The 12,592-nt window shown below is 34.9% G+C and carries 14 protein-coding genes and 1 tRNA gene; 7 read left to right on the top strand and 8 right to left on the bottom strand.

Going from position 1 to position 12,592, the window contains the following annotated elements; translation table 11 throughout:
• Window positions 1-110: 110 nt before the first annotated feature.
• On the bottom strand, window positions 111-1,463 hold the full coding sequence (locus ACKOWY_RS02780; protein ID WP_408939918.1) for a tyrosine-type recombinase/integrase: 1,353 nt from the start codon (window positions 1,461-1,463) through the stop codon (window positions 111-113).
• A gap of 53 nt (window positions 1,464-1,516) precedes the next feature.
• Window positions 1,517-1,590 (bottom strand) — tRNA-Met (locus ACKOWY_RS02775).
• Between the two features lie 140 nt (window positions 1,591-1,730).
• Between ACKOWY_RS02775 and ACKOWY_RS02770 the strand changes: the two genes are divergently transcribed.
• On the top strand, window positions 1,731-2,123 hold the full coding sequence (locus tag ACKOWY_RS02770) for an START-like domain-containing protein (RefSeq protein ID WP_408939917.1): 393 nt from the start codon (window positions 1,731-1,733) through the stop codon (window positions 2,121-2,123).
• 12 nt (window positions 2,124-2,135) lie between these two features.
• Complete coding sequence (locus tag ACKOWY_RS02765; RefSeq protein WP_408939916.1) at window positions 2,136-2,966, top strand: aminotransferase class IV; 831 nt, start codon at window positions 2,136-2,138, stop codon at window positions 2,964-2,966.
• Here the strand turns inward: ACKOWY_RS02765 and ACKOWY_RS02760 are convergent.
• From ACKOWY_RS02760 to ACKOWY_RS02740, 5 genes are all read right to left on the bottom strand, one after another.
• Window positions 2,958-3,518, bottom strand: coding sequence for a YqgE/AlgH family protein (locus ACKOWY_RS02760; RefSeq protein WP_408939915.1), 561 nt, complete (start codon window positions 3,516-3,518; stop codon window positions 2,958-2,960). The genes ACKOWY_RS02765 and ACKOWY_RS02760 overlap by 9 nt on opposite strands.
• A 107-nt stretch (window positions 3,519-3,625) precedes the next feature.
• Entirely contained in the window at window positions 3,626-3,898 is a 273-nt protein-coding gene (locus ACKOWY_RS02755) for an HU family DNA-binding protein (protein ID WP_324470064.1), read from the bottom strand.
• 182 nt (window positions 3,899-4,080) lie between these two features.
• Complete coding sequence (gene fmt, locus ACKOWY_RS02750; RefSeq protein ID WP_408939914.1) at window positions 4,081-5,028, bottom strand: methionyl-tRNA formyltransferase; 948 nt, start codon at window positions 5,026-5,028, stop codon at window positions 4,081-4,083.
• A gap of 39 nt (window positions 5,029-5,067) precedes the next feature.
• The gene (locus tag ACKOWY_RS02745; protein WP_408939913.1) at window positions 5,068-6,963 is read right to left on the bottom strand and encodes an ATP-dependent DNA helicase RecQ; all 1,896 of its coding nucleotides are present in this window, start codon (window positions 6,961-6,963) and stop codon (window positions 5,068-5,070) included.
• A 47-nt stretch (window positions 6,964-7,010) separates the two neighbouring features.
• On the bottom strand, window positions 7,011-7,544 hold the full coding sequence (locus ACKOWY_RS02740; RefSeq protein WP_408939912.1) for an AAA family ATPase: 534 nt from the start codon (window positions 7,542-7,544) through the stop codon (window positions 7,011-7,013).
• A gap of 112 nt (window positions 7,545-7,656) precedes the next feature.
• Between ACKOWY_RS02740 and ACKOWY_RS02735 the strand changes: the two genes are divergently transcribed.
• The 5 genes from ACKOWY_RS02735 (at window position 7,657) to ACKOWY_RS02715 (ending at window position 12,112) form a co-directional block, all read left to right on the top strand.
• Entirely contained in the window at window positions 7,657-8,715 is a 1,059-nt protein-coding gene (locus tag ACKOWY_RS02735; protein WP_408939911.1) for an FISUMP domain-containing protein, read from the top strand.
• Between the two features lie 166 nt (window positions 8,716-8,881).
• A complete protein-coding gene (locus ACKOWY_RS02730; protein WP_408939910.1) occupies window positions 8,882-9,166 on the top strand; it encodes a DUF493 family protein in 285 nt (94 codons plus the stop codon).
• 1 nt (window position 9,167) lies between these two features.
• Window positions 9,168-9,887: a DUF4290 domain-containing protein gene (locus ACKOWY_RS02725; protein ID WP_408939909.1), complete on the top strand. Its 720-nt coding sequence runs from the start codon at window positions 9,168-9,170 to the stop codon at window positions 9,885-9,887.
• A 79-nt stretch (window positions 9,888-9,966) separates the two neighbouring features.
• A complete protein-coding gene (gene murA, locus ACKOWY_RS02720; protein ID WP_408939908.1) occupies window positions 9,967-11,277 on the top strand; it encodes a UDP-N-acetylglucosamine 1-carboxyvinyltransferase in 1,311 nt (436 codons plus the stop codon).
• 61 nt (window positions 11,278-11,338) lie between these two features.
• A complete protein-coding gene (locus tag ACKOWY_RS02715) occupies window positions 11,339-12,112 on the top strand; it encodes a sulfite exporter TauE/SafE family protein (protein ID WP_408939907.1) in 774 nt (257 codons plus the stop codon).
• On the opposite strand, the gene ACKOWY_RS02710 is transcribed toward ACKOWY_RS02715, so the two are convergent.
• A partial coding sequence (locus ACKOWY_RS02710) for a DUF5686 family protein (protein ID WP_408939906.1) occupies window positions 12,104-12,592 on the bottom strand: 489 nt, incomplete at its 5' end. The two genes, ACKOWY_RS02715 and ACKOWY_RS02710, sit on opposite strands and share 9 nt — an antisense overlap.

The following is a 12,592-nucleotide window of genomic DNA, read 5'->3' as shown; positions in this document are numbered from 1 at the left end:
AATTCTGCTTCAATTTCATTGCAATGGTTATTTTAATTGGGATTATAAGAAGTCAAATTATAGTTTTATACAAGAATTAGCATTGCAATTATTTTGTTTTCATTGCAATCCTATTTAAGCAAGTGTGAATAATCTTCGGGTAATTCTGCATCAATATCTCTTAAATATTGTTCCAATGCTGTCATTGTTGAATGTCCAGTTATAAGCATTAATTTACTCTTGGCTTCAAATGGGGAAGATACTTTGCGTAATTCCCGATACAACTTTGTGATAAAAGTGTGTCTGAAGCTATACATTCCATAATCAATACCTAACTCAAAATGGTCTTTTACTACTGCTTTAAAGCGTTTTGAAAAATGGTCTCTGCGATTGTTTTCCGTTGCTATCCATTCATCACCTATTTTGTTAGGGGTAAATAAAAAATTGTTTTTATTCAGCTTTTCCAAATTAGGAAGTTCTTTGATTAATATTTCAGGAATAATTTTGATTTTAACAGCCTTGTTTTTTGCTCTTACATATAGTTTTTTATCCTTTATGTCTATATCGCCAACTTTTAAACGACATACTTCAACAGGGCGCAAAAAATTATAGGAAACAAATTGTACAAAGAGTAACAATATAGGGTCATTTTTTGCAAGATGTGAATAAATATCCAACTGCATTTCGGGAGTGTAGGTTTTGTTTCTTTCGGGTTTAGATTTTAAAATATTAATTTTCTTGATGAAGTTTTCAGTGATTATTTCATTATTAGATAAAACTTCAAATAAAGAACTTAAATCAATTCTTGAATTGTTTCTATTTCTTGCGCTTGATTTTTCTAAAATTTCATTCAGGTATTCATTTGCTATTTTCCGAGTAACAGATGTGATTGGTTTATTTTCGTCAAGCCAATTCTTAAAACGATTAATTCTGCCTTCAAAATTGCTGTAAGAAGTCTCATTGAGTGAACCTTTTTTAATTTTTAAAGCAAAATTGAACGCTTCTTTTATTGTCATAATTGGTTCTTCATCAATGACAGTTTCATTTTGGGTTTGAATTATAATTTTTTCAGATGGAATTGCAATTGGTTTCTTATCCTCTATAACTTCTTTATTCTCCAATAGCGATAAATCGTTATCCGTGTAGGGATTAAATCCTTTTTCAAGTAAAAATTCCAATGCATCACGCAAACTTATTAAATATTGTAATCTTTCTTTTTTGGTTTTCAACCTATTTACACCGCCTTTGATGTTAGGCATACGTTTTAATTTATTGGTATTCTTATCCAAAAATTTATAATAGATGTACCAATCTTTGGAAAGAGCTTTATTTTGTTCGGTTTTTGAGAGTTGATTCCAAAGTGTAATATCAACTCCTCCAGTGTAAATTTTGGGTTGGGTGAAGTTTTTTTTGATTGGCAAAATGTGTGCTGTTTGGTGTACGTTTTGGTGTACGGTCTGCAAAAGTAGTAAAATGTTAGACATAAAAAAGCTGGTTAATGTACACTAACCAGCTCATTTCTAATAAAATCCTTTTGTAGCGAGAGGGAGATTTGAACTCCCGACCTCAGGGTTATGAATCCTGCGCTCTAACCGACTGAGCTACCTCGCCAAATGTCGATTTGCGTTTTTGAATGCGGGTGCAAATATAATACTAAAATCACAGCATACAAATATTACTTTAAGAAAATAAAATATTTTTTCTTTTGTTGATTTATAAATAAAAATTATATATTTAGCAAAATTTAGATTATGATGCCCAAAGTTCGTTACGAGATTGAATTTCCTATTAATTCGTCGCCTCAATTATTGTATCAATATATTTCTACTCCATCGGGTTTGCAAGAATGGTTTGCAGACAAGGTGAATTCGCGTGGAGAATTTTTTACATTTGAATGGGATGATTCGCAGGAAAATGCTCGTTTGGCTTCCAAAAAAACAGGTGAAAAAATCAAGTTTAAATGGGTTGATGAAAATAAAAAAGACACCGAATATTATTTTGAAATCCGAATTCTTGAAGACGAATTAACCAAAGATGTATCGTTGCTAATTGTTGATTTTGCCGAAGAAGACGAGTTGGAGGAATCCAAACAATTATGGGAAAATCAAGTTTCCGATTTGAAACATGTAATTGGTTCGGTCTAATATTTTCTTTTTATGATTAATTTCAACGGTTCTTTACTTCCTTCCGATGGGTTTTTGTCAAGTTCTAACAGGGCTTTTTTATATGGCGATGGCGTTTTTGAAACCTTAAAAGTTGTAAATCAAAAAGTTTTATTTTTAGAAGATCATTATTTTCGCTTAATGGCTTCGATGCGTATTGTGCGCATGCAAATCCCGAATAATTTTACCTTAGAATATTTTGAAGAGCAAGTAATTAGCACGGCGCAAGCTGCCAATTGTGCTGCTTCTGCGCGTATTCGTTTTACTGTTTTTAGAAATGACGGAGGGTATTATTTGCCTCAAACTCGTGAGGTTTCCTATGTGATTCAAGCTTCACCATTGGAAAATGTAAAATATTCTTTTTCTGATGGGGCTTATGAAGTTGATTTGTATAAAGATTTTTTCATTTCAAAACAGTTGCTTTCAACCATTAAAACAACCAACAAAATGATTTCAATCACCGGTAGTATTTATGCTCAGGAAAATGATTTGAACAATTGCTTGTTGTTGAATAACGATAAAAATGTGGTAGAGGCTTTAAACGGAAATTTATTTATGCTAATGGGTACTAAATTGATTACTCCGCCTACCGAAGAAGGCTGTTTAAACGGAATTGCCAGAAAGCAAATTATCGCGCTTGCTAAAAAAATGGAAGGAATAGAAATGGTGGAAGCGCCAATTTCCCCTTTTGATTTGCAAAAAGCAGACGAGCTATTTATTACAAATTGTATTCAAGGGATTCAGCCCATTACGCAATACCGTAAAAAGACCTATACAACGAATGTATCAGCTCAATTGCTTGAAAAATTAAATGAATTAATTTAGATTCGGATTTTCGGGAGCGTTGGACCAAATCAGGTAATCGCCACCTAATTCAGTGATTTTTTCTTTCCAAATTTTCTTCGAAGAGGTGCTTAACAAACCTTTTTTGTGTTTGTTGGCGGCTATTGCCCAAGAATTGTTTTCAATTTCTTCCTCCAGTTGGTTAGGTCCCCAACCGGTATAACCCAAGAAAAACCGAATATCTTCTTTATTGATTTTTCCTTCATTGATTAAACTTTTAGTACGTTCAAAATCGCCTCCCCAATAAATTCCATGCGAAATTTCGATGCTATCATAAATTAATTCGGGTAGGGTGTGAATGAAATAAAGATTGTCTTGTTCCACCGGACCTCCATTATAAATCTTAAATGACGCCTCAATATCGGGAACCAAATCACTAATGGTATATTCTAGTGGTTTGTTCATGATGAAGCCCAGCGAACCTTCATCGCTGTGTTCAGCAAGTAAAATAACAGATCTATTAAAATGCAAGTCTCCCAAAATGGAAGGTTCTGCAATTAATAATTGTCCTTTTTGAAGTTTTTCTGAGATCATTAAAATGGTTTATAATTTAAAAGTACAAAAAACGAATTAAAGAATCCAAGTTATAGGCAAAAAAAAATCACGCTAAAAGCGTGATTTTATATTGATGTGGAAATTGACTAGTTTACTGACCCGTCTAATTCAGCACCAGCTTTAAATTTCACTACATTTTTAGCAGCGATTTTGATAGTTTTTCCAGTTTGTGGATTTCTTCCATCTCTAGCAGCTCTTTTAGAAACTGACCAAGATCCGAAACCTACTAAAGAAACTCTACCACCTTTTTTCAAAGTTGATCCTACATTTCCTAAAAATGACTCTAAAGCTAATTTAGCAGCAGCTTTTGTAATTCCTGCATCTGCAGCAATAGCATCGATTAATTCTGATTTGTTCATAATAATAGTTATTAATTGTTGGTTAAACATTTTTTTAATCAAAACAAATTTAGTAGAAAATACCTACTGCGCAAGGCCTTGAGGCTATTTTAGCCAATTTTGTTGATAAGTAGCGGGTTTTGTTGATAAAAGCGGCATTTTTAGGCCTTTTTTTTTCGGTTTAAACCAATAGTTACAGTGGTTTACACCGCTTTTGCAGCGTCAGAAAGTGTCATTCCGTTTAATAATTCGGCAGTATTCATTCTCTTTTTTCCCGGAAACTGCAAACTAATGATTTCCAGGTGTCCATCTTTAACTGCAATTTTCATTTCTTTTTTGGTGGTTTGAATACTTCCAACCGGTAGTGGTAGTGTTTCTGGAACTAATTTGGCTTCATATATTTTTACACTCCATTCGGTAGCACCATCCACAATGGTGCACCAAGCACTCGGATAAGGAGAAAGTCCTCTAATAAGATTATAGATTTCACTTCCCGATTTGGAGAAATCTATTTTGCAATTGTCTTTGTTTAGTTTGTAAGCCGTCTTAATATCGCTTGAATCCTCTTGAATGGTAGTTGTAACAGCTCCTTTTTCTATTAAAGCTAGCGTTTCAGTTACGGCCACACATCCAAGATCCATTAATCGGTCGTGAAGAACCCCCGCATTTTCAGAAATTGAAATCGGAGTTTCTTTGCTTAAGATCATGGCTCCGGTATCTATTTTATCATCAATAAAAAATGTAGTTACACCGGTTTTAGTTTCTCCATTTATTATAGCCCAATTAATAGGAGCCGCACCGCGATAATTAGGTAGAAGTGAAGCATGAAGATTGAAAGTACCTAGTTTTGGCATTTTCCAAACTACTTCGGGTAGCATTCTAAAGGCAACGACCACTTGCAGATTGGCATTTAAGCTTTTTAATTCTTCTAAAAATTGTTCGTCTTTTAAATTAGTCGGTTGCAGTAAATGCAATTGGTGTTCTAAAGCATATTCTTTTACCGCCGAATATTTTATTTTTTGACCACGACCTGCAGGCTTATCAGCTGCCGTAATTACACCAACCACCTCATGGTTATTTTTAATTATGGTGTCTAAAATTCCGACAGCAAATTCGGGCGTGCCCATAAAAACGATTCTTAATTTTTCCATAGTTTTCGTTCGTTGCGATGCCAAAGCCTTCGCCTCTTTTTATTTCTTAATAGAATATAAGTTAGTTGGATTCATAATAATGGTATCGTTTTCCATTAATACTTGAAGTGCAAAGATAATAGCGTCTTTTGGATAATTTAAACTTTTTTGAATGTCTCTAGAGTTTAATTCCTCTTTTTTTAACAGTTCAATTATTTCAAATGCTATTGTTTGCGTACTTACTTGTTTTTTGTTTTTTGAAATACAATAGGAGCAAACCCCGCAATCTTCATTTGTTTTTTCTCCAAAATAATTCAGGAGCAATTTGCTTCTGCATTGGCTGTCTTCCTTAATATAATTTAAAACCGATTGCAGTTGGTTGGTCTTGAGTTCATTTTGAGCCTCCAAATATTTAGCTACTCGGTTTATGGTTCTGTCGTCTTCGCGGACTTCATTAAAGGTAATTGAAGCATCATTATTCTTAGCATGTAATGCTATGATTCCTTTTTCATTTAATTTGTGTAAAATGGCCAAAACCTGACTTTCATCGGAGTTGGATTTTTTAGCAATCAACGAAATGTTTATTACCGATTGCGATTCGTATACACCTGGATTGGTTCTTAATATCGTCAATAGCACTTCTTCATCCTGCGGATTCAAACTAATGTAGCGCATAACTTCCTTAGACGGAATGCTGAATTGCAATGTTATTTTTTCAGAAAATTCCTGCGAAAGAGTCAAGATTCCTTGTCGATCTAGAAATTGTAAGGCATTGTATACTTTTAAAACAGGAAAGGAATATTTTGTACAAAAATGATTGATATTGAAAGTGAATTTTTCATCCAAACCTTCTCCGTAGGCAATTTGAAAATAATTGCAAAGTTTGATGTAAACCGTTTTTAAAAAGGCTTTATCACAAAGAATACTTATAAACTGCGATTCAGCATGAATCACATTCGAAGGATTGGTTAGTAAAATGGCAAATGCTTTTTCGCCATTTCGGCCCGCTCTTCCGGCTTCTTGATAATAGTTTTCCAAATTAGATGGAATATGAAGATGCACCACAGTTTTTACATTGCCTTTGTCAATACCCATTCCAAATGCATTGGTGGCAACCATCACCTGAACTTTTTCATCCATCCAAAGCATTCTGTTTTTTTCTTTTTCCTTGGCAGATAAACCACCGTGGTAATATGTTGAACTATAACCTAAAGCATTCAACTGAAGGGTTGTCTCAGAGCAGGACTTCCGGTTATTTACATATAATATAGCAGGTTGCGGATTTTTCTTGAGAATTTGCTCCAGCAAATTCAGTTTGTCTTCCACATTAAAAACCATATAAGCTAAGTTTTCCCTTGCAAATGATTTGGTATAAACTTGTGGATTTTGCATTTGTAATTGTGCAATAATATCCTCTTGTACTTTGCTAGTTGCAGTTGCTGTTAATGCTAAAAAAGGGGTCTTTGGAAAAAACTCTTTTAGCTTGGCTATTTTTAAATAGGCAGGTCTAAAATCATGTCCCCATTGCGAAACACAATGTGCTTCATCAATGGTGATGAGGTTAATAGGCAGGTTTTTGATGCGCTCCAACACCCAGTCGCTTTGTAGCCGTTCTGGAGAAAGGTATAAGAACTTATAATTCCCATATTGGCAATTGTCCAAAAGGTCAATTAGCTCCTCCGAGTGGATGCCGCCGGTTAAAGCTATTGCTTTGATTCCTTTGCTTTGCAGGTTTTCAACCTGATCTTTCATTAAGGCCACCAATGGAGATATAACCAGGCAAATGCCTTCCATCATTAGTGCAGGAACCTGAAATGTTATTGATTTTCCTCCACCCGTCGGCATTAAACCAAAGGTGTCTTTACCTTCTAAAACCGAATTAATAATGGCCTCCTGAGGCGTTCTAAACGCATCATGGTTCCAATATTTTTTTAGAATTTCTATCGGTTTCGGCATCGAATAATTACGAATTTAGTATTTCGTAAAAGTAATAAAACAATAAATTATAATTGGTTTAAAATAAAAGAGATTCGCTCTTCCACAGTTCCTTTAGGAACTTCAATTAAATGATAACCATATTTTTGGTAGGTTTCGGTAAGGTGGTTGTAGATGAGTTTGGCTTGCTCAAAGTTTTCATAGCGCTCGTTGTCGCTTATGTAAATTTCCTCCCAAGGCGGAAGCAAAAATATTTTGGTGTAAATATGTTCGCGGCACGCCTGATCAAAAAAAGCAGGATAGCTATCGCCAATGTAATGCATATAAGCCAACACATCGGGAATTCCTCGGTCTAAAAAGACAATGTCGTGCGGCTCTTTGTGGGCGTTGTGAAATTGTTTTTTTCTACCTTCTAATAGTAGTTCGCTAAAAAGCAACGGATTCTCTAAAAACAATTGTTCGATGCCTTGTTTTTTTGCTTCAAGGGTTACCTCGCGAGAAATTTCTGGATAACAACAGTATCCTTTGGCTAGCAAGCCCTCAATGATTGTTGTTTTTCCGGTGCCAGGACCCCCAATAATAACTACGATTTCTTTATTCAAAATGCTTGGAAATAAGGGACAAATTTATTGATTTGTTTTAGATATAATGTTGGAAATTAATTAAATTTTTATAATTTTGGAATCTATTCACAAATACAAATCCTAACCGATTATGAAAAAAATATTAATAGTTGCATTATTTTCTCTATTCCTTTTTAGTTGTAGCAAAAATGATGGTGTTTCTGGATCTTCAAGTTCTGATGGGTTGTTGTACGTTCAAACCTACAGCATTCAAGATATAAATTTTACTAGTGCTAAATGTGTAGGCGTGCTAACTATTGGTAGTTACCCAACTGCAGATTACGGAATTTGTTGGAGTACAGCTCCAAATCCAACTGCTTCTGGATTTCATGTGCAAGGAGTTTTTAACTCAGGTTCAACTGTTTTTACAGGTACCGTTGGGCCATTAATGCCAAATACTTTGTATTATGTTAGAGCTTATGCAAAAGATGCTTCGGGAACGGTATATGGTGCTCAAATGTCTTTTACAACATTAAATATGTTGGGTTCTACAGGAGGAGGTCTTATGGATGCTGATAATCAATCGTATAGTTCTGTAGTTATAAATGGAAAAGAATGGATGCGTAGCAACTTAAATGTGACTAAATATAGAAACGGAGATGTTATTCCTCAAGTTACCGATGTTACTCAGTGGGAATCATTGACCACAGGTGCTTGGTGTTATTATGAGAACGATACTGCAAATGGTCCTATTTATGGTAAGTTATACAATTGGTATGCTGTAAATGACAGCAGAGGATTGGCTCCTACAGGGTGGCACGTTGCTACTGATGCGGAATGGACAGGTTTAACCGACTTCTTAGGTGGCGGAAATGTAGCAGGAAAAAAACTTAAAGATAATAGTACTCCTGCACTTTGGGATGTAACTACTAATTATGCAACTAACGAATCTGGATTTAGTGGATTGCCTGGTGGAGTTGCTTATTTAAACTATAATTTACCAGCTCCGGCTACACCTCCAGTAACACCTGCTCTTTCTGATTTATTCAAATGGAAAACGAAAGCAGCATATTGGTGGAGTGCTACAACAACTGGAAGTACTGCTGCTGATTTAGTATGGGTAAGAAATTGTAACAGTTCAAGTGATGAATTTGTGCGAAGTGGGGCAATCAAAAAAAGTGCTTTAGCTGTTCGTTGTGTGAAAAATTAAGAACAATTTTAGTTCAGAATTATATCAAAAAACTACAACTTTATGTTGTAGTTTTTTTATGAAATAAACCATGCTAATTATTTTATTTTGATTCGAAATAAAAATATAAATAAGGATATCTTTATCTAATTTCAAAAATGTATATTTGCCTTTATTTAATTAACGAATGGATAAAAAGACCGAAGAATTTTATATTCGCCTAAAAGAAGAGTTGAGTAACACCTCTGCTTGGCCTTCAGAATATTTGTATAAATTTATTGTTCCTACCGATGCAAGTAAAATTGAAGCGGTAGAAAAAGCTTTTGATAATATGGGAGCAGTGATTAACACCAACCAATCAAAAGCAGGAAAATATACAAGTGTTTCGGTAAATGTGCGAATGAATTCGCCTGAGCATGTCGTTGAAAAATACCTAGAAGTAGCTACAATAGAAGGAATAATTTCATTTTAATATGGTTCCAAAATACATAAAAGAGAATGCAAATGAGGTAGTAGGTAATTTGGAATACAATGCCGAAAGACCGCATTTAATTATTCCGGAATATGGTCGTCATTTGCAAAAACTGATCGATCAAGCCAAAGTAATTGCTGACCGCGAGGAACGCAACAAGGCAGCGAAATACATCATTCAAGTTATGGGGAGTTTGAATCCGCATTTGCGTGATGTGCCCGATTTTCAGCACAAGCTTTGGGATCAACTTTTTATCATGTCGGATTTTATGATGGACGTAGATTCACCCTATCCAATTCCGACTCGTGATGTGATTAATTTAAAGCCAGAACGATTGGCTTATCCTCAAAAAAATCCGAAATACCGTTTTTATGGCAACAATATCAAATACATGATAGAGGTAGCTAACAAATGGGAGGAGGGAGAAATGAAAAGTGCTTTGGTGAAGGTGATTGCCAATCACATGAAAAAATCCTATTTGAGCTGGAATAAAGACACGGTAACGGATGTGGTTATTTTTGAACATTTATTTGAGCTTTCAGAAGGAACTATTAATTTATTGGGAAGTGAGGAAGAGTTATCCAATACCACCGATTTAATTCGAACGAATAAAAAAGTATCGAATAAAGCCGGGGCTCCAATGCAAAAAAACATGAAACAAGGTTTTAAAAAACAATCAGGTAAAAAACCATTTATTAAAAACAACAATAATTCAAAATAAAAAAAGGCGCTAAGGCGTTAAGGTTCTAAGATTATTAAAGAGCCTTTACACTCAGAACCAAAGAACCTAAATCAACTCTATGGGAACATTTAAAATTGAAGGAGGCATTAGATTAAAAGGGGATGTAACCCCTCAAGGTGCTAAAAACGAAGCGTTACAAATTTTATGTGCGGTGCTGTTAACACCAGAAAAAGTTACTATTAATAATATTCCAGATATTATTGATGTGAATAAATTGATTACGCTTTTAGGTAATCTTGGAGTTAAAATTCAAAAAAATGGTCCGGGGTCAATTACATTCCAAGCCGATGAGGTGAATGTGGGTTACCTAGAAACCGAAGCCTTTAAAAAAGAAGGTGGATCTCTTAGAGGTTCTATTATGATTGTTGGTCCGTTATTGTCTCGTTATGGAAAAGGATACATTCCGAAACCAGGTGGAGATAAAATCGGAAGAAGAAGATTGGACACCCACTTTGAAGGATTTATCAATTTAGGTGCAAAATTTAGATATGAAAAAGAAGACCACTTTTATGGAGTAGAAACTTCTACAAGATTAAAAGGGACGTATATGTTGCTTGATGAAGCATCGGTTACCGGTACTGCCAATATTGTTATGGCAGCGGTATTAGCTGAAGGAGTAACTACTATTTATAATGCAGCTTGTGAGCCGTATTTGCAACAATTATGCAAAATGCTGAACTCCATGGGTGCAAAAATTAATGGAGTAGGATCGAATTTATTAACCATTGAAGGAGTAGAAAGTCTTGGGGGTTGCGAGCACAGAATTCTTCCCGATATGATCGAAATTGGTTCATGGATTGGTCTTGCTGCGATGACACGAAGTGAAATCACTATTAAGGATGTAAGCTGGGATAATTTGGGTGTAATCCCGAATGTATTTAGAAAACTTGGAATTACCTTAGAGCGAAGAGGAGATGATATTTACATTCCTTCTCATGAAAATGGCTACGAAGTTAAAACTGATATTGATGGATCTATTTTAACCATTGCCGATGCACCATGGCCAGGATTCACACCCGATTTATTGAGTATTGTATTGGTGGTAGCAACACAAGCCAATGGCGATGTATTGATTCACCAAAAAATGTTTGAAAGCCGTTTATTCTTTGTGGATAAATTGATTGATATGGGTGCTAAAATTATGTTGTGCGATCCGCATAGAGCTGTAGTGATGGGACATAATTTTAAATCACAGTTAAAAGCAACTATTATGAGTTCTCCAGATATTAGAGCGGGAATTTCCTTATTAATTGCAGCGCTTTCTGCGAAAGGAACTTCTACAATTCAAAATATCGAACAAATAGATAGAGGTTACGAACGTATTGATGAGCGTCTTCGAGCGCTTGGTGCTAATATCGTGAGGGTATAATTTATACTAAATAATATAGAAATAGAGGTGCATCAAGTACCTCTTTTTCATTTATAAAAACATGGAAACCTACATCCTTTTATTGCTGTGTTTGGCTGCCTTTTGTGCCGGATTTGTCGATGCTATTGTAGGCGGCGGCGGATTGATTCAAACTCCAGTTGTGATGGTATTGATGCCTAATTTGGCTGTTTCTTCTGTAATTGGATCGTTAAAAATTCCTGCTTTTAGTGGCACTTCGTTTGCTGCCAATCAATATCTAAAGAAAGTAGAGCTGAATTGGAAATTACTTTCCGTTATGGCGGTTGTAGCTTTCGGTGCAGCTTTTTTAGGTTCCAATTTATTGACTTTGGTCAGTAATGATTTTATGAAACCGTTGTTGCTGGTAGTTTTAATATTGATAGCCATTTATACGTTTGCCAAAAAAGATTTTGGCGCTAGCCAAGAGAAAAATTTAAGCGCAAATAAACAACTGCTTCTTGGAATTGTAATGAGTATTTGCATTGGTTTTTACGATGGATTTATCGGTCCTGGGACAGGGAGTTTTTTAGTGCTTGGTTTTGTGGCTATTTTAGGTTTCGATTTTTTGAATGCTTCCGCAAATGCTAAAATGGTGAATCTTGCAACCAATTTTGGGTCGATTTGCTTATTTGTATTGAAAGGAAAAATCATATGGGCTATTGCGCTTCCAATGGCGGCATGTAATGCTTTTGGTGGATGGATGGGCGCAAAGTTGGCCATTAAAAAAGGAAACGGTTTTATTCGAATCTTTTTTTTAATTATTGTAGTACTCACTCTTATCCGTTTTGGATATGATGTGTTTAAGGAATTACTCTAAAGCATTCAAGATTTTTAAACCAAATAGAATTGCGTCACCTTGGTAGCCGTTTTGGTACGAACGGATGTAATCAAATCTAAAAATTCTAACTTTTCCATAACCTAAATTATCCAAACCAATTGTGAATTCTTGATACGGATAACGGTTTGGAATGGCAAGATTATGAACCCCTAAAACCAATTGCGATTGCAACTTATTCAATAACGGAATTTTATTCATAATGAATCCTTGGTCGTTGTGTTCTAAATGGGTTTCAAAATATTTAGTATTGGTACTTGCTGAATAATATGGTAGATTGTTGAATTGATTGGTATAGTCATTTCCACCGCCTATATGGGTTTGGTTTCCGTTAAAATGTTTATAATCTACAAATGAAATTTCATTGGCATTAAAAAACTTTCCTGCTTTATAATTCATTTGCATAACGCCTTTATTTCCTATAACCCAATCATAATTTACCCTAGTGGAAATTAAATCATA

This window comes from Flavobacterium sp. (assembly GCF_046073885.1).
Taxonomy (GTDB): Bacteria; Bacteroidota; Bacteroidia; order Flavobacteriales; family Flavobacteriaceae; genus Flavobacterium.
Note: the sequence above shows the minus strand (reverse complement) of the source record. Positions and strands in the feature narration are given on the sequence as shown.